18 protein-coding genes are annotated in these 17,394 nt (G+C 66.4%); 15 read left to right on the top strand and 3 right to left on the bottom strand.

Going from position 1 to position 17,394, the window contains the following annotated elements:
• Positions 1–102: 102 nt before the first annotated feature.
• Positions 103–315, bottom strand: coding sequence for a DUF1127 domain-containing protein (locus tag ACOI1H_RS04220; RefSeq protein WP_422435477.1), 213 nt, complete (start codon positions 313–315; stop codon positions 103–105).
• Between the two features lie 290 nt (positions 316–605).
• On the opposite strand from ACOI1H_RS04220, the gene ruvC reads away from it, so the two are divergent.
• From ruvC to folD, 15 genes are all read left to right on the top strand, one after another.
• Positions 606–1,124, top strand: a complete 519-nt coding sequence (ruvC, locus tag ACOI1H_RS04215; protein WP_422435476.1) for a crossover junction endodeoxyribonuclease RuvC — start codon at positions 606–608, stop codon at positions 1,122–1,124.
• The gene (gene ruvA / locus ACOI1H_RS04210) at positions 1,121–1,783 is read left to right on the top strand and encodes a Holliday junction branch migration protein RuvA (RefSeq protein ID WP_422435475.1); all 663 of its coding nucleotides are present in this window, start codon (positions 1,121–1,123) and stop codon (positions 1,781–1,783) included. The genes ruvC and ruvA overlap by 4 nt, the downstream gene beginning before the upstream one ends.
• Before the next feature lie 46 nt (positions 1,784–1,829).
• The gene (ruvB, locus tag ACOI1H_RS04205) at positions 1,830–2,849 is read left to right on the top strand and encodes a Holliday junction branch migration DNA helicase RuvB (RefSeq protein WP_422435474.1); all 1,020 of its coding nucleotides are present in this window, start codon (positions 1,830–1,832) and stop codon (positions 2,847–2,849) included.
• Positions 2,850–2,943: 94 nt separating this feature from the next.
• Positions 2,944–3,570 (top strand): hypothetical protein, encoded by a 627-nt coding sequence (locus ACOI1H_RS04200; RefSeq protein ID WP_422435473.1) that lies wholly within the window; start codon positions 2,944–2,946, stop codon positions 3,568–3,570.
• Entirely contained in the window at positions 3,567–3,956 is a 390-nt protein-coding gene (gene ybgC, locus ACOI1H_RS04195) for a tol-pal system-associated acyl-CoA thioesterase (RefSeq protein ID WP_422435472.1), read from the top strand. The genes ACOI1H_RS04200 and ybgC overlap by 4 nt, the downstream gene beginning before the upstream one ends.
• A 116-nt stretch (positions 3,957–4,072) precedes the next feature.
• The gene (gene tolQ / locus ACOI1H_RS04190; protein WP_422435471.1) at positions 4,073–4,747 is read left to right on the top strand and encodes a protein TolQ; all 675 of its coding nucleotides are present in this window, start codon (positions 4,073–4,075) and stop codon (positions 4,745–4,747) included.
• A gap of 57 nt (positions 4,748–4,804) precedes the next feature.
• Entirely contained in the window at positions 4,805–5,215 is a 411-nt protein-coding gene (locus ACOI1H_RS04185; RefSeq protein WP_422435523.1) for an ExbD/TolR family protein, read from the top strand.
• Between the two features lie 3 nt (positions 5,216–5,218).
• A complete protein-coding gene (locus ACOI1H_RS04180; RefSeq protein ID WP_422435470.1) occupies positions 5,219–6,349 on the top strand; it encodes an energy transducer TonB in 1,131 nt (376 codons plus the stop codon).
• A gap of 103 nt (positions 6,350–6,452) precedes the next feature.
• Entirely contained in the window at positions 6,453–7,781 is a 1,329-nt protein-coding gene (gene tolB / locus ACOI1H_RS04175; protein ID WP_422435469.1) for a Tol-Pal system beta propeller repeat protein TolB, read from the top strand.
• A 62-nt stretch (positions 7,782–7,843) separates the two neighbouring features.
• The gene (gene pal, locus ACOI1H_RS04170; protein ID WP_422435468.1) at positions 7,844–8,368 is read left to right on the top strand and encodes a peptidoglycan-associated lipoprotein Pal; all 525 of its coding nucleotides are present in this window, start codon (positions 7,844–7,846) and stop codon (positions 8,366–8,368) included.
• Positions 8,368–9,195 carry a tetratricopeptide repeat protein gene (locus tag ACOI1H_RS04165; RefSeq protein ID WP_422435467.1) on the top strand — a complete coding sequence of 276 codons (828 nt, stop codon included), beginning with the start codon at positions 8,368–8,370 and terminating at the stop codon, positions 9,193–9,195. The genes pal and ACOI1H_RS04165 overlap by 1 nt, the downstream gene beginning before the upstream one ends.
• On the top strand, positions 9,186–10,511 hold the full coding sequence (tilS, locus tag ACOI1H_RS04160; RefSeq protein WP_422435466.1) for a tRNA lysidine(34) synthetase TilS: 1,326 nt from the start codon (positions 9,186–9,188) through the stop codon (positions 10,509–10,511). Before ACOI1H_RS04165 ends, tilS begins: the two co-directional genes overlap by 10 nt.
• 87 nt (positions 10,512–10,598) lie before the next feature.
• Positions 10,599–12,512 (top strand): ATP-dependent zinc metalloprotease FtsH, encoded by a 1,914-nt coding sequence (ftsH, locus tag ACOI1H_RS04155; protein WP_422435465.1) that lies wholly within the window; start codon positions 10,599–10,601, stop codon positions 12,510–12,512.
• A gap of 65 nt (positions 12,513–12,577) precedes the next feature.
• Positions 12,578–13,159: an MOSC domain-containing protein gene (locus ACOI1H_RS04150; protein ID WP_422435464.1), complete on the top strand. Its 582-nt coding sequence runs from the start codon at positions 12,578–12,580 to the stop codon at positions 13,157–13,159.
• 270 nt (positions 13,160–13,429) lie between these two features.
• Positions 13,430–14,308 carry a bifunctional methylenetetrahydrofolate dehydrogenase/methenyltetrahydrofolate cyclohydrolase FolD gene (gene folD, locus ACOI1H_RS04145; RefSeq protein WP_422435463.1) on the top strand — a complete coding sequence of 293 codons (879 nt, stop codon included), beginning with the start codon at positions 13,430–13,432 and terminating at the stop codon, positions 14,306–14,308.
• On the opposite strand, the gene pdeM is transcribed toward folD, so the two are convergent.
• The gene (pdeM, locus tag ACOI1H_RS04140; protein WP_422435462.1) at positions 14,253–14,951 is read right to left on the bottom strand and encodes a ligase-associated DNA damage response endonuclease PdeM; all 699 of its coding nucleotides are present in this window, start codon (positions 14,949–14,951) and stop codon (positions 14,253–14,255) included. The two genes, folD and pdeM, sit on opposite strands and share 56 nt — an antisense overlap.
• Before the next feature lie 38 nt (positions 14,952–14,989).
• Positions 14,990–17,389 carry a ligase-associated DNA damage response DEXH box helicase gene (locus ACOI1H_RS04135; RefSeq protein WP_422435461.1) on the bottom strand — a complete coding sequence of 800 codons (2,400 nt, stop codon included), beginning with the start codon at positions 17,387–17,389 and terminating at the stop codon, positions 14,990–14,992.
• Positions 17,390–17,394: the final 5 nt, after the last annotated feature.

Raw genomic sequence — 17,394 nt, 5'->3', positions numbered from 1 at the left:
ACAGCGCCCGGTGCTGCGACGCAGGACCGGGCGAAAGCCTGACAGCAGAACGCCGCGCCGGAGTGCAATCCGGGCGCGGCGTTTATCGTTTAGAGGCGGGTGTCAGCGGCGCAGGCCGCCGGCGGCGACGTCGTCGATGTCGCCATAGCACAGGCCGATATCGTCGAGCTCACGGGCGGACAGCTGGGACAGCGACCGGCGCGTGATGCGCGCGTCGTTCCATGCGGCCATGCCGGAGACGAGTGTCGTGAAGAGGCTGGACCCGTAGCCGCCGGTCAGGGCAGGGTTGGTGCGGGGGGCGTTGATCGATGCCATGGGAGTGGCTCCTGAGGGTTTGCTGCAATGGCAGCGATTGAATTGATGACCGGCACCTAGCCATCCGCACCGGTTGCCACCACCCCCGATTTATGCAGGGCTCCCATGTGTTTTCAGAATGCCTGCCTAAGAGGCAACTGGCGCGATCCGTAAGCGTCGCGGTCGCGGGCCGGAGTGTCGCAAATGGGTGTCGATTACGGCCTTTGCGTTGCCGCGTGCGAAGGATGCTTGGTTTGTGTTCGCGTTTTGTGCTAACGCCGGATCAACCATAAGAAAAGAATGAGGGTGCCGTGCGGGTGTTGGGGATCGATCCGGGATTGCGGAACATGGGCTGGGGCGTCGTCGATGTGCAAGGCAGCCGAATCGCGCATGTCGCAAACGGCATCGTGCATGGGCTTGGCGACAACCTCGCGGAACGGCTGTTGACGCTGTATCAGGGGCTGAGCGCCGTGATGATCGCCCATGCGCCGGACCGCGCGGCGGTGGAGCAGACCTTTGTGAACAAGGACGCCGTCGGCACGCTGAAGCTGGGGCAGGCGCGGGGAATTGCACTCCTGGTCGTCGCACAAGCGGGGATCGAGGTTGGCGAATACGCGCCCAACGCCGTCAAGAAGGCGGTGGTCGGTGTCGGCCATGCGGCCAAGGCGCAGATCGACCACATGGTCCGTCTGCAATTGCCGGGCGTCGTGCTGGCGGGGCCGGACGCGGCGGACGCGCTGGCGATCGCGATCTGCCACGCGCATCACCTGCAATCGGCGGGGCATCTGAACAAGGCGCTGGCCAAGGCCGCCGCACGGGTCGCGTCGTGATCGGGCGCATCGCCGGGCGGCTGGACTACCGCGCCACCGATCATGTGCTGATCGACGTGCGCGGCGTCGGCTACCTCGTCTACATCAGCGACCGCACGATGGCGGGTCTGCCGGCGAACGGGGAAGCGGTGGCGCTGTATACCGACCTTCTGGTCCGAGAGGACGTGCTGCAACTGTTCGGCTTCACCTCGTTGGTGGAAAAGGAATGGCACCGCCTGCTGATGGGCGTCCAAGGGATCGGGGCGAAGGCGTCGCTGGCAATCCTGGGTGCGCTGGGACCGGAGGGGGTGTCGAAGGCCATAGCATTGGGCGACTGGCATGCGCTGGCCAAGGCCAAGGGCGTCGGCCCGAAGATCGCGCAACGCGCCGCGATCGAATTGAAGAACAAGGCCCCCGCCGTCATGGCGATGCCGGGCGGTAGCGTGGCCGACGACGACGTTGTGCTCGAGGATGACGCGCCCGCGCTTGCACCCGCGCGCGCGCCGCGCAAGGCTGCCGAGAAAGCCAACCCGGCGCAGGGGGAGGCGCTGTCGGCGCTGGTGAACCTTGGCTATGCCCCTTCGGACGCGGCGGGTGCGGTGGCCGAGGCGATGACGCCGGGTGCCACAACCGGCGAGGTCATCCGAGCCGCGTTGAAATTGCTGGCCCCGAAAGGGTAGGTGTGCGCTCGTCGGTCCTGCCGTCCCTCCTCGCTGGTGAATGATGATGTCTGATTCCGACCCCACCCTGCGGCCAGAGCCCTTGCCGGAGGATGCGGACCGCGCGTTGCGGCCGCAGACGCTGGAGGCGTTCATCGGGCAGGCCGATGCACGGGCGAACCTGCGGGTGTTCATCGAAAGCGCCAAGATGCGCAAGGATGCGATGGATCACGTGCTGTTTCACGGCCCGCCTGGACTGGGCAAGACGACGCTGGCGCAGATCATGGCACGCGAACTGGGTGTCGGGTTCCGCATGACCTCTGGCCCGGTGCTGGCGCGGGCGGGCGATCTGGCGGCGATCCTGACGAACCTCGAACCCAACGACGTCTTGTTCATCGACGAGATTCACCGCCTGAACCCGGCAGTCGAGGAGGTGCTGTATCCGGCGCTGGAGGATTTCGCGCTGGACCTTGTCATCGGAGAGGGGCCGGCGGCGCGAACGGTGCGGATCGAATTGCAGCCCTTCACGCTGGTCGGGGCCACGACGCGGATGGGCTTGCTGACGACGCCATTGCGCGACCGCTTCGGCATTCCCGTGCGGCTGGAGTTTTACTCGGAGGCCGAATTGCACGAAATCGTCACGCGCGGCGCCCGCCTGATGGGTGCGCCCGCCACCGTCGACGGCGCGGCCGAGATTGCGCGGCGGGCACGGGGGACACCCCGGATCGCCGGGCGGCTGCTGCGGCGTGTCGTGGATTTCGCACTGGTCGAAGGCGACGGGACCGTGGACCGTGCCATCGCGGACCGGGCGTTGACCCGGATGGGGGTCGATGATCTGGGACTGGACAACGCGGACCGGCGGTACCTGCGGCTGATCGCCGAGAGTTACGGGGGCGGTCCCGTGGGGGTCGAGACCTTGAGCGCCGCCCTGAGCGAAAGTCGGGATTCGCTGGAGGACGTGATCGAGCCCTATCTGTTGCAGAAGGGCTTGATCCAGCGGACTCCGCGCGGCCGGATGCTGGCGCGCGACGCCTGGCGGCATCTGGGGCTGGACGCGCCCCGGCGCGAGGGCGATCTGTTTGACTGAGGTCGGACGCCTCCCGCGGGGGAGTTTGACAGGCCAGATGAATGCGGATCGTGGCGTGCGGCGCCGGACGAGGGACATTGCGAGGATGTGGGCGGTGGTAGGAGCGGATGAGGTAGCGGCGAAATTCTCGCGGGCGGATGGCACCTATCTGTGCGCGCGCTGGGGGCGGCCCATCGTGCCGGTCATCTTTGGCGTGGACGACGCGACGCTGGCGGTCTTCAAGGGCGCGATCGAGGCAGTCGTGGCCTTGGCCGGTCACCGGATGGCCGAGACGGACTGGGAGCTGGGTGCGAACCTGATGGTGTTCTTCTGCCGCGACTGGGCGGAATTGACCGAGGTGCCGCATCTGGACCGGCTGGTGCCCGACCTGGGTCCGCTGGTCGCACGGTTGCAGGCGGCGGAGGCCAACCAGTATCGGATCTTCCGCTTCGACGAGGCGGGTGCCATCAAGGCGTGTTTCGTGTTCCTGCGCATGGACGCGCATCTTGAAGCGGTGCGTGCGGATACGCTGGCGCTGAGCCAGGCGGTGCAGACGATCCTTTTGTGGTCGGACCTTGCGTTCACGAATGCCTCGCCGCTGGCCCTGCTGGGCGGGGCGGCGGTGATCCGGCCGGAGGTCGCGGGAATCGTGCGCGCGGTCTATGATCCGGTGATGCCGCCGGTGGCGCGGGATGCGAGCCATGCCTTGCGGGTCGCGGCGCGGGTGGGGAAGATGCAATGAGCCATGAGACGCAGGTCAGGGTCTATTACGAAGACACCGACATGGGCGGGATCGTCTATTACGCCAACTATCTGAAGTTCATCGAGCGCGGCCGGTCGGAACTGGTCGAGGTGCTGGGCATGAACCAGCGCGAGATGCGCGACAGGGACGGCATCGTCTTTGTCGTCACGCGGGTCGTTGCGGATTATCTGGGGTCCGCCCGGCTGGACGACAGGCTTGTCGTCCATACGATGCACCGGGCCCAAAGTGCCGTGCGGTGGGTGTTCGATCAGGAGGTGCGGCGCGGGGCAGAGGTGCTGTTTCGGGCCGAGGTCACGGCGGTCTGCATGACGCTGGACGGACGACCCACCCGCCTGCCGAAAGCCCTGCGCCCGACCGCGCATTAGGCCCTTTGCGCGGTCTGGCGCAATCGTGTGCCGAATGACATTGGCGTTTGGCCGCGATTCGACTAGAATCACGGGCAATCAGACCGCGCAAGCGGCCAAACGGCAGAGCAGGCACCATGGAAACAGTCCCCGACATCACGATGTGGTCGATGTTCGCCCACGCGACCATCCTTGTGAAACTTGTCATGTTCGCGCTGATCGGCGCAAGCATCTGGTGCTGGGCGATCATCATCGACAAGACGATTCAGTATCGCCGCGCACGCGCCGCCGCGACGCAGTTCGACCACGCTTTCTGGAGCGGGGAGCCGCTGGACCAGCTGTTTGACCAGATCGCGGGGACGCCGCATGGGTCGGCCGAGGTGATCTTTGTCGCCGGCATGACCGAATGGCGCAGGTCGCACCGGCAGGACGGCGACCTGATCGCGGGGGCGCAGGCGCGCATCGACCGCAGCATGGATGTCGCCATCGCGAAGGAGGCGGGTACCTTGCAGAAGGGTCTGTCGGTGCTGGCGACGACCGGGTCGGTGGCCCCCTACGTCGGTCTGTTCGGCACGGTCTTCGGGATCATGAATGCCTTCATCGAGATCGCGCAGGCACAGAACACGAACCTGGCCGTCGTGGCCCCCGGCATCGCCGAGGCGCTGCTGGCAACGGGTCTTGGCCTGATGGCGGCGATTCCGGCGGTCATCTTCTACAACAAGCTGAGCGCGGATGCGGACCGGATCGTCGCGGGCTGGGAAGCCTTTGCCGACGAGTTCAGTACCATCCTGTCGCGCCAGCTGGATTCCTGAGCCGTGGGGGCCGAGGCAGGCAACCGGCGGGGGCGGCGGCGCGGGCGGGCGCAGCCGATGGCCGAAATCAACATCACGCCCTTCGTGGACGTCATGCTGGTGCTGCTGATCATCTTCATGGTCGCGGCCCCGCTGATGACCGTCGGCGTGCCGGTGGAATTGCCCAAGACGGCGGCGAATGCGCTGCCCAGTGACGAGGAAGAACCGCTGACGGTCACGATCAAGGGCGATGGCGGCCTTGCGATACAGAACACGGATACGCCGGACGCGGACCTCGTGACGCGGCTGCAGGCGATCGCCGCCGAACGGACCAGCGACCGCATCTTTCTGCGCGCTGACGGAGTGAATCAGTGGAACCGTGTGGCCGAGGTCATGGGGGCGCTGAATGCAGCAGGGTTCGGCAACATCGGCCTTGTCACCGACATCGGGGGCACGGGCCTTGGTGCCGTGCCGGAGGCTGGCAACTAGACGATGGAGCGGACGACGGGCACATATGTCTCGGCCGCAGGGCATCTGGCGCTGCTGGTCTGGCTGATTGCCGGCTGGGGGTTCAATGCAGAGCCGCTGCCCTTCGAGGTCAGCGAAGTGTCGGTCGTGAGTTCGGACGAGTACGCCGCCATCGTGGCGGCGACGACGCCCGATCCGACCGATGCACCGCCCGAAGCGCCCGAGACGCCCGCAACCGAAGCGGCCCCCGATGTGCCGGTGCAGGACGAAGCGACGGCGACGCCGCCGCCGCCGGACGTGACGCCGCCGCCCGCACAGGAGTTGCCGCCGCCACCGGCCCCCGAGCCGCCCGAACCCGTCCCGGTCATCAGCGATGCCCCCGCGGCTCCCGGCGCGCCGGCCGATGAGGTCGTGGCCGCCCCTGATCTGGAGGACAGCCTGCGCCCCGTGCCACGCCCGTCGCAGCGGATTACACCCGATCCGGTTGCACCTCCGCCAGAGGATGCGGCCCCGGCCGATGTGGCGCAGGATCAGGCCAGCCCCGATGCGGCCCCCGATGCGCCCGTCGTGGAAGAGGCGCAGGAGCGGACGGCACCCGAGGAGGCAGCAACCGAGATCGTGACCGAGGCAGAGTCGCCGCAGGGCAGGCTGACCGAAATTCCGCGACCCCGGACCCGTCCGAACATTCCGACGCCTGCGCCGGCCCAGGAGGTCGAGACGGAAACGGCTGAGGCCCCGGTCCCGGAGGTCGATCAATCGGCGGTCGAAGCGGCTCTCGAGGCGGCGGCTGCTGCGACGGCGGAACCCGCGCATGCGGCGAACGTGCCGCAGGGCCCGCCGATGACCGGGTCGGAGCGCGAGGGATTCCGCGTTGCGGTGAACGCGTGCTGGAACGTCGACCCCGGCAGTCAGGCCGCGCGGGTGACGATGACCGTTGCGTTTTCGCTCGGTCAGGACGGCAAGGTGAACAGCGACGTGCGGCAGGTCGCGGCCAGCGGCGGCGACGATGCGTCGGTCAAGATCGCCTATGATGCGGCTCGGCGTGCGATCCTGCGGTGTCAGGGCACCGACGGCTATGACCTGCCGGCCGAGAAATACAGTGAATGGCAGAACGTGGAGATCACGTTCGATCCCTCGGGGATGCGGTTGCGGTGACGGCGAAAGATCGCCTGTCGGCCGTAGCAAGCGACATCCACACTTGATAGTGTGGCATCAACAGGCAAAGGGGCGCAAAGCCCCGCGAGTGAGGACGAGAGTGATGAAGAACCGGTTTATGATCGTAGCCATTGCGGCCCTTCTGGCGCTGGGCACCGCAGCGCCCGTGCTGGCACAGGGCGGGCCACTGCGCCTGACGATCACCGACGGCGTGATCGAGCCGCTGCCTTTTGCCGTGCCGACGTTTCAGGCCGAAACCGCGGGTGCAGAGCAGGTGGCGAGCGACATCAGCCAGCTTGTCGCGCAGGACCTGAGCGGCACCGGGCTGTTCCGCGAAATTCCGCAAAGCGCCTACATCAGTCAGATGGGGGCCTTTGGTGCGCCCGTGGCCTATCCCGACTGGCGCGCGATCAACGCGCAGGCACTGATCGGCGGGGCCGTGGCGGTTAATGGCGACCAGTTGACGGTGAAGTTCCGCCTGTACGACGTCTTTACCGGCGCAGAGCTGGGTGAGGGGCTGCAATTCGCGGGCACGGTCGGCGGCTGGCGCCGGATGGCGCACAAGGTGGCCGACGCCGCCTATTCCCGAATCACCGGTGAAGGCGGCTATTTCGACAGCCGCGTCGTCTATGTCGCCGAAGAGGGGCCGAAGGATAACCGACAGAAGCGTCTGGCGATCATGGATTTCGACGGCGCGAACGTGCAGTTCCTGACCGACAGCAGCACCATCGTGCTGGCGCCGCGCTTTTCCCCCTCGGGCGACCGGGTGCTTTACACGTCCTATGAATCGGGCTTCCCGCGCATCAACCTGCTGGACGTCGGTTCTGTCACCAACCGGCAGGTCGAGACGGCCGAAGGCGAGATGGCGTTCAGCCCGCGGTTCTCTCAGGACGGGCAGCGCGTGGTCTATTCCATCGCCAACGGCGGCAACACTGACCTTTACATGTCCGACCTGAACAGCGGCGGTTCGACCCGGCTGACCAATGCGCCCAGCATCGAGACGGCCCCCAGCTTTTCCCCGGACGGCAGCCAGATTGTCTTTGAGTCCGACCGGTCCGGCGGCAGCCAGATTTACATCATGCCTGCAAGCGGCGGCGAGCCGCGCCGGGTCTCTTTCGGCGAGGGGCGCTATGGCACGCCGGTCTGGTCGCCGCGCGGCGACCTGATCGCCTTCACGAACCAGAACGGCGGACAGTTCCACATCGGCGTGATGCGCACGGATGGAAGCGAAGAACGTCTGCTGACGACTTCGTTTCTTGACGAGGGGCCGACCTGGTCGCCCAATGGCCGCGTGCTGATGTTCACGCGCGAGACGCAGGGTGCCGGCGGCACATCGGCGCTGTATTCGGTCGACATTTCCGGCCGGAACCTGAAGGCGGTTCCCCTGCAGGGCGGTGCATCCGACCCCTCGTGGGGACCATTGCAGCCATGATTCCCCTGGACGTCGCGGCGTGCTAGGATACCGACAAGAGCAGTTCATAGGGACGATTTGACATGAATATGACGACGAAGGCGATGCTGGTCCTGCTGGCGCTGTCCACCGCGGCCTGCACCCGGCCCGACCGTTTCGGCGGTGCCGATGCAGCCGGTGCAGGTGCGGGTGGCGCGCCTCTGGGTGCTGGTATGGCCCAGGGTGGGGCATCCGATCCGCGCAGTGCGGAATATTTCCAGCAGACCGTGGGCGACCGTGTGCTTTTCGTCGTGGACAGCAGCAGCCTGACGCCGCAGGGGCAGGCGACGCTGGACGGTCAGGCCAACTGGTTGCAGACCAACAACGACTACCTCGCCATCATCGAAGGCCACGCGGACGAGCAGGGCACGCGCGAATACAACCTCGCGCTGGGCGCGCGACGCGCGAATGCGGTGCGGGAATACCTGACGTCGCAGGGGATCGCGTCCAGCCGTCTGCGCACGATCAGCTACGGCAAGGAACGCCCGATCGAGGTCTGCTCGAACGAGGAATGCTACGCCAAGAATCGCCGCGCGGTCACGGTCATCTCGGTCGGGTCGCTAAGCTGATGCGGGGCGTCGCACGACACATCGCGGGCCTTGGCGCATTGATGATCGGTGCGACAATGGCCCAAGCACAGGACGCGGGCACGCTGGCGGATATCCGTCAGCAGCTTGGCACGCTTTACAACGACGTGCAGGGCCTGCGGTCGGAATTGTCGACGACCGGCGCGCTGACGACGGGTGCGGTAGGCAATACGCCGCTGGACCGCCTGAACGCGATCGAGAGCGAGCTGACCCGCCTGACCGGCAAGACCGAAGAGCTGGAATTCCGCATCAACCGGATCACGACGGACGGCACCAACCGGATCGGCGATCTGGAATTCCGTCTGTGCGAGATCGAGGAAGGCTGCGACATCGGTGCGCTGGGCGACACGCCGTCACTGGGCGGGGTCGATTCCGCCGCGAACGTGCCGACACCGGCCCCGGCCACGCCGGATGCCCCCCAACTCGCCGTTGGCGAACAGCAGGACTACCAGCGGGCGCAGGAGGCGCTCGCATCCGGTGACTTTCGCAGCGCCGCGGATATCCTTGCGACCTTCGGCACGACCTACCCGGGATCGTCCCTGATCGAGGAAGCGGCCCTGATGCGGGGCCGCGCGCTGGACGGGCTGGGCGAAACGGCGGATGCCGCGCGTGCCTATCTGGAGGCGTTTTCCGGCAACCCCGAAGGCCCGATGGCGGCCGAAGCGCTGTTCCGTCTGGGCACGGCGCTGGGCGGCGTGGGGCAGTCGCAGGACGCCTGCGTCACGTTGAACGAGGTTGGCGTCCGGTTTCCCGACTCGCCCTATGTCGCCGATGCGGCGAACGCGCGGCTGACGCTCGCATGTCCCTAGGGACAGGTCTGCCCCAGCGGTTCGCGGACCGGATGGGGCAGCTTCTGGGGCCTGATTTTCCCACGGATATCGCCCTTGCCGTGTCGGGCGGGGGTGACAGCATGGCGATGCTGCATCTCGCGGCAGACTGGGCGCGGGTCTATGGCGTCCGCCTTTGGGTCGTCACGGTCGATCACGGATTGCGGGCCGAAAGCGCCGCGGAGGCCGTCATGGTCGCGACCGAGGCACGGGCGCTTGGCCTGCCACACAGCACGCTGCGGTGGGAGGGCTGGGACGGCTCCGGCAATTTGCAGGACGCCGCCCGCACAGCGCGGCGTGATCTGATCGCGCGCTGGCGCGGGGTGTGTCGCCATGTGCTGATGGCCCATACGCAGGACGATCAGGCCGAAACGCTGTTGATGCGGCTGGCCCGTGGGTCCGGCGTGGACGGGCTGGCCGCGATGCGCGACGTGACGCAGTTGCCGGTCGAGGCAACGCAGCCGATCCAACAGCCCGACGGACCGCCATGGCCCGCGGTCCTGCTGCCGCACTGGTTCATCGTCAGACCCTTGCTGGACGTCGGACGGGCCGATCTGCGACATTACCTCAAGACTTTGCACATTCCCTATGTCGACGATCCGAGCAATGAGGACACCGATTTTGCACGGGTCCGCATGCGCCGTCTGATCGGGTCGGAGGGGCTGGACCGGGACACGCTGTCGCAGACGGCGCGCCAGATGGCGCGCGCCCGCGTGGCGCTGGGGCGGCGCGCCCACGATGCGGCGGCAGCGATTCTGCGCAACGATCCGACGGCCCCCGGCTGCGTGATCCTTGACCGGGATGGTTTCGCAGATATCGAACCCGAGACGCAGTTGCGCATCCTGTCGGCGGCCTTGCAGATGGTTGCCACTGCGACCTATCGCCCTCGTCTGGCGGCTTTGGAAGATGCGCTGGACCGGGCGCTGGGGGGCGGCACGACCACGCTGCACGGTGGTATCGTCGTGCCGCGCGGCGATGCGATCTGGATCGCGCGAGAGGCTGCGAGGGTCTCGGAGCAGACCGCCATCGCCGGCGCAAAGGACAAGTGGGACCGACGCTGGACGATTTACGGTCCTGAAATCAAGGGTCTGGAGGTGCGCGCCCTGGGCGAGGACGGTCTTGCGCAGACTGCTGACCTGCCACGACCGCGCGCACCCCGGGCCGTCCTGGCGAGCCTGCCCGCCGTCTGGGCCAATGACCGGCTTGTCGCGTGTGGGCCGCTGAACTTCGGCCCCTCGCACGTCGTGGAGCATTGCCCTCCCGGCGGAGAGTTTCCCAAACGGCTGCTTGCGCATTGAAGATCGCGCCAGAATGTCTATTTTGCATGACAACGCGAGCCGGATAGGAGTCCGCTCGTCATTTTCCGATGTCAAAGGAGCCTTACATTGGGCAACGCGCGTAACATCGTCTTCTGGGTCGTCCTGTTCCTGTTGGTTCTGACGCTGTTCAATCTGTTCAGTGGCGGCTCTGGCGCGGGGATGAGCAACGCCAAGAGCTATTCCGAATTCGTCACTGCCGTGGAAAGCGACGCCGTGCAAAGCGTCACGCTCGACGGTGAGCAGGTGCGTTATCGCGGGACGGACGGTCGCGACTATGTCACGATCAAGCCCGCCGATGCGGAGGTCACAAACCTTCTGATCGCGCAGGACATTCCAGTCACGGCGCAAAGCCAGGAACAGTCCGGCCTGCAGTCGTTCCTGATCGGTCTGCTGCCCTTCGTGCTGCTGATCGGTGTCTGGGTCTACTTCATGAACCGGATGCAGGGCGGCGGCAAAGGCGGGGCAATGGGCTTTGGCAAGTCCAAGGCGAAGCTGTTGACCGAGAAGCATGGTCGCGTGACCTTTGACGAGGTTGCGGGCATCGACGAGGCGAAGGACGAGCTGGAAGAGATCGTGGAATTCCTGCGCAATCCGCAGAAGTTCTCTCGGCTGGGGGGCAAGATTCCCAAGGGCGCGCTGCTGGTCGGACCTCCGGGCACCGGCAAGACGCTGCTGGCCCGCGCCATCGCGGGCGAGGCGGGCGTGCCGTTCTTCACGATCTCCGGCTCCGATTTCGTCGAGATGTTCGTGGGTGTCGGTGCAAGCCGCGTGCGCGACATGTTCGAGCAGGCGAAGAAGAACGCGCCCTGCATCGTTTTCATCGACGAGATCGACGCCGTGGGCCGGTCGCGTGGCGCAGGCTACGGTGGCGGTAACGACGAACGCGAACAGACGCTGAACCAGCTTCTGGTCGAGATGGACGGCTTCGAGGCGAACGAAGGGATCATCATCATTGCGGCCACCAACCGGCCCGACGTGCTGGACCCCGCGCTGCTGCGTCCTGGTCGTTTCGACCGTCAGGTCACGGTGCCGAACCCCGATATCAAGGGCCGCGAAAAGATCCTGTCGGTTCACGCCCGCAAGGTGCCGCTGGGCCCCGATGTGGACCTGCGCATCATCGCGCGTGGCACGCCCGGATTTTCGGGTGCCGACCTTGCGAACCTCGTTAACGAAAGCGCGCTGATGGCGGCTCGTGTGGGACGGCGGTTCGTGACGATGATCGACTTCGAGTCCGCGAAGGACAAGGTCATGATGGGCGCCGAGCGTCGCAGCATGGTGATGACCGAGGACGAGAAGAAGCTGACCGCCTACCATGAGGCGGGTCATGCCGTCGTCGGCCTGAACGTGCCGCAGCACGACCCGATCCACAAGGCGACGATCATCCCGCGCGGCCGTGCGCTGGGTCTGGTGCTGTCCCTTCCGGAGCGGGACCAGTTGAGCGTGAGCTACACGAAGTATACTTCCAAGATCGCGATGGCGATGGGTGGACGCGTGGCCGAGGAACTGGTGTTCGGCAAGGATCAGGTGACGTCCGGCGCATCGTCGGACATCCAGCAGGTCAGCAAGATCGCGCGGGCGATGGTGACGCAGTTTGGCTATGCCGAGGAACTCGGGTTTGTCGATTACGCCAACGAGCAGAACTCCTACCTTGGCAACTACGGCGGCGGCACGAACCATTCGGCAGACACGCAGAAGATCATCGACGACAAGGTCAAGGCGCTGGTGCAGGAAGGCTACGACACGGCCAAGCGCATCCTGACCGAGAAGCGCGACGATCTGGAACGGCTGGCGCAGGGTCTGCTGGAATACGAGACGCTGACCGGGAACGAGATCACGCGCGTTATCGCGGGCGAGGCGTTGAACCGGGGCGAGGATCTGGACGACACGCCTCCTTCTGGCGGAAACGCGATCCCGTCGGTCCCGAAGACCCGCAAGAAGCCGCAGGTCGATGGCGGGATGGAGCCGGAACCGACAGCCTGATTTGGCTTGATTGATCAAAGGCCCCGTGCTGCAAGGCACGGGGCCTTTTGCATGTGGAGGACGTGATGCCGGCACTGATCAGGACAGAGCATGTCGGGCGGGTGACGTGGTTGGGCCGCGTGCCGCACCGGGACGCGCAGGAAATCGTGGGCGAGCCGTTGGACGAGATGGTGCTGGGGTTCGACGGGTTCACGGGTGAGTTTCACGCCGGGCTGACGCGGTCGTCGTGCAGTCGGGTGACGACGCAGCATCCCAAGGGCACCGAAATCCGGAACGTCCGGCAGATCAGCATCGTGAGCGCCGCAGAACTGGCGATCATCGCGGAGAAGCTGGATCTGGAGCGAGTCGATCCGGCTTGGCTGGGGGCGAGTGTCGTGATCGGCGGACTGCCGGATTTCACGCATGTGCCCCCATCCAGCCGGTTGCAGGGGCCTGACGGTATGACGCTGACCGTGGACATGCTGAACCAGCCTTGCAATCTGGTCGCCAAGACCATCGAAGACGCAGCGCCCGGCCACGGCAAGGCCTTCAAGGCGGCTGCGGCGGGTCTGCGCGGGGTGACGGCCTGGGTCGAACGGCCGGGGACGTTGCGGCTGGGTGACGATCTTGTGCTGCATGTGCCGGGTCAGCGCGGCTGGCGCGGGTGACGCCGTCCGGCGCTGTTCGGGCCGACGCCCGAAGGCACCCCGCCCGCCGTCCCGTGCGCGCACGGCTGATCCGCATGCGTCGACGCGACGCCGCTTTATCCCGATCCAATGCCGCTGCCGGCGAAGCCTGAGGTTGCTGCAAAGCGCATCTGTCGCGCGGACGGCAGGTGCGGCAGCGCTTGTATTCCTTTGCCCACCGACGGGGTGTATGGGGCACCGAAGGAACCGTGGCCGATCGCGCAGGCGGTCCGTGCCTGGAAGGAGTGACGAATGACGGCGAAGATCATCGACGGAAAGGCCTTTGCGGGCCGTATGCGGGAAAAGGTGGCGGCCCATGTGGCGCGGCTGAAGGAAGAGCATGGCGTCACACCGGGTTTGGCTGTCGTACTGGTGGGCGATGACCCGGCCTCTGACATCTATGTCCGGTCCAAGGGCAAGATGACCAAGGCGGTCGGCATGCTGTCGCTGGAATATCGCCTGTCGGCGGATGTGGCAGAAGCGGAGGTGTTGCGCCTTGTCGCGGATCTGAACGCCGATCCGAAGGTGCACGGCATCCTCGTGCAACTGCCGCTGCCGAAGGGGATGGACGAGGCGAAGGTCCTGGCGACCATCGACCCCGCGAAGGATGTTGACGGGTTCCATATCTCGAACGTCGGGCTGCTGGCGACGGGGCAGAGAGCCATGGTGCCCTGCACGCCGCTGGGGTGCCTGATGATGCTGCGCGATCATCACGGCGATCTGACGGGGATGGATGCGGTCGTGATCGGGCGCAGCAACATTGTCGGCAAGCCGATGGCACAGCTTTTGCTGGGGGAAAGCTGCACGGTGACGATCGCCCATTCCCGGACGCGAAATCTGGCTGAGGTGGTGCGGCGGGCGGATATCGTCGTGGCCGCCGTGGGGCGTCCGCAGATGGTGCCGGGCGACTGGATCAAGCCGGGTGCGACGGTCGTCGACGTCGGGATCAACCGCACGGACACGGGACTTGTGGGCGATGTCGACTTCGCGTCCGCATCGCAGGTCGCGGGGGCGATCACGCCGGTACCGGGCGGCGTGGGTCCAATGACCATCGCCTGCCTGCTGGCGAATACGGTTACGGCCTGCTGCCGCGCCAACGGATGGGCAGAGCCTGACGGGCTGACCGCGTAAGCGGCACGCAGATCGCCCGGTGACCGGTCAGGATCGCGATGATCTGGCCGGTAAAGAGGCTGGTCAGCGGGTGCTCTGTCGCGCGCAGGCCGCCGGTGTAGGCCCCATATGCCGGCAGGATCAGACGGTTGCCGTCGCTCAGGAAACACGGGCGCGCGGCCCCGGCACCCGGAATGGCGTGTTTCGGGTGGTAGTGGCCCGATATTTCCAGCGGCCCCGCGCTGGCGATGTGGCGAAAGGTCAGGCCACCGTCGGCGTGAAGCGCAAGGTGCGTGCCGCCAAGGTTCAGCGGCCCCGGGTCATGGTTGCCTTCCAGCCAGAGCCAGGTGCGACCGGCCTGCAGGCTGGTCAGCGTCGCGGTATCGGCGGGGGCGAGGGTTTCGGCGGCCATGAGGTCGTCGAAGCTGTCACCAAGACACAGCACCGTTGCGGGGTCGGTCAGGGCGATGTCGGTACCAAGTTTGGCCAGCGTCTCTTGGGTTTCATAGGGCGGGAGCATCTGGCCGGAGCGGCGCGCAACGCGGTCGGACTTGCACAGATGCAGGTCCGCCACGCAGAGCAGCCGCCGATCTTCCCACCAGAGCGCCCCGGAGGGCAGAGCGATCAGACGATGTTCACCGAATGTAAAAGCATGGCCGTTCATGATCCGTTCCTGAACCGGTTTGCAGGAGGATTCAAGGGTCACAGTGCGGCGAGGCCGGCCTCCTCCATCAGGCGGGCGGCGGCGTCCTCCATCAGACGTTCGCGGCCGGCACCGGCGATGGGGACGCGCCCGGCCTCCAGCAGCAGGGGGGCGGCGAGGGGGCTGACGCGGGGCAGGATGACATGATCGACGCGGCCGGCGGTGCGGGCCAGCATTTCCTCGACCCGGCCGAAATCGACGAGGCCGCGCAGGGCCTCTTCGCGCGTGACCTGCATGATCAGGTGGTCGGGATCGTATTTGGCGAGGGTGTCATAGAGAATGTCCGACGAGAAGGTCGCCTGACGACCGGATTTGCGGGCCTGCGGCAGGTTGCGCTGGATCAGACCGGCGATGGTGGCCGAGGCGCGGAAAGTGCGTTTCATCACGGCATTGCCAGCCAGCCAGTCGGCAAAGCCGTCGTGCAGGGCACCCGAGTCAAACAGCGGTGCAGGGTCCTCGACCGGGGTCAGGCCCCAGATTAGCGTCGCATAGTCGGTCGACACGAAGCCGAGGGGGTTGAGGCTGAGGCTTTCCATCCGTTTGGTCAGCAGCAGACCAAGGGTCTGCTGGGCGTTGCGGCCGGCGAAGCCGTAAAAGCAAGTATGCGCGCGGCCATCGTGGGGGAAGGATTCCACGAGGATACGGTCGGCTTCCGGCAGCTTGGACCATTCGCGTTGCAGGTGCAGCCATTCGGCGGTGTGCATCGGCAGGTCGGGCCAGTCGTCCTGCTGGAACATGCGCAGGATGCGTTGCGACAACTGCGTGGAGGTGGCGAACTTCGTGCCCATGAAGGTTGCGATCTTGGGAGCCTTGTCGGCACGGCGCGTCACCTCGACCGACATCTCGCGCAGCGTTTCGTATCGCACGATTTGGCCGCCGATCAGGAAGGTATCGCCGGGGGTGAGGGTCGCGGCAAAGGCCTCCTCGATCTCGCCCAGCGGCTTGAAGCCGCCCTTGAGGCGGACCTTCAGCGTGTCGGTGTCCTGAATGGTGCCGATGTTCATGCGCAGATCGCGGGTGGCACGCGGGTCGCGCAGATGCCAGAGGCCGTCGCGCAGCTGCAACCGCTTCCAGCGGTCGTAGGCGGCAAGGGCGTAGCCACCGGTCGCGCAGAAATCGAGGCAGGCATCGAAGGCGGCCCGCGTCAGGGTGGCGTAGGCTCCGACGGTGCGGACTTCGGCGAAGAGGTCGTCGGCGGTGAAGGGACCGGCGCAGGCGCGGATCAGGATGTGCTGGCACAGCACGTCGCGCGGGCCGGGGCCGGGCGGGTCGCCGTCGAGGTCGTGATCGCGGGCGGCCTGCAGCGCGGCGACACATTCGACGACCTCGAACCGGTTGGCGGGGACAAGCAGCGCCTTGCTCGGCGCGTTGTAGCGGTGGTTGGCGCGACCGATGCGCTGGATCAAACGTTTCACGTTCTTCGGCGCGCCGACCTGGATCACCAGATCGACGTCGCCCCAGTCGATACCAAGGTCGAGCGAGCCGGTGCAGACGATGGCGCGCAGGCTTCCTGCGACCATCGCGGATTCGACCCGCTGGCGCTGTTCGCGGTCGAGGCTGCCGTGATGGATGCCGATCGGCAGGTCGGTGTCATTGGCAAGCCAGAGGTTGTGGAAAAAGATCTCGGCCTGTGCGCGCGTGTTGTGAAAGATCAGGGTCGTCTTGTGCTGCTTCACCTGTTCCAGAACGGCAGGGATCGCGTATTTCGCACCGCCACCGGCCCAGGGCGGGCGTTCATCGGTCACGAGCATGGCGATGTCCGGGTTGGGGCCGGGGTCGGCGTAGAGGATCTCGCAGGGGTCTGGGTGGCAGGCGAGACCGGATGCAATGCGGGCGGGGTTTTCGACGGTGGCCGAGAGACCGACGCGACGCAGGTCGGGGGCAATCGATTGCAGACGCGAGAGGGCCAGCATGAGCTGGTCGCCGCGCTTGCTTTCGGCCAGCGCGTGAATCTCGTCGACGATGACGCGTTGAAGGCCTGCGAACATGCGCGGCGCGTCTTCATAGGACGTCAGCAGGGCCAGGCTTTCGGGGGTGGTCAGCAGGATATGCGGCGGGTCGGCGCGCTGGCGTTTTTTCTGCGTGGCGGTCGTGTCGCCGGTGCGATCCTCGATCCGGATCGGCAGGCCCATGTCGGTCACCGGGGTCGTCAGATTACGCTTGATGTCGGCGGCCAGCGCCTTGAGCGGTGAGACGTAAAGCGTGTGCAGACCGTGATGCGTGCCGCCGGACAGTTCGGCGAGGGTTGGCAGGAACCCGGCCAGCGTCTTGCCGCCGCCGGTCGGCGCGATCAGCAAAAGGGCGGGGGAGACGCTGCGATCCAGCATCGCCTGCTGGTGGGGATGCACGGACCAGCCCCGCGCGGCAAACCATTCAGCGATGACGGGGGGCAGATCCATACCCT

This window comes from Loktanella sp. DJP18, from assembly GCF_049310965.1.
In the GTDB taxonomy this organism is placed as follows: Bacteria; Pseudomonadota; Alphaproteobacteria; order Rhodobacterales; family Rhodobacteraceae; genus Loktanella.
Note: the sequence above shows the minus strand (reverse complement) of the source record. Positions and strands in the feature narration are given on the sequence as shown.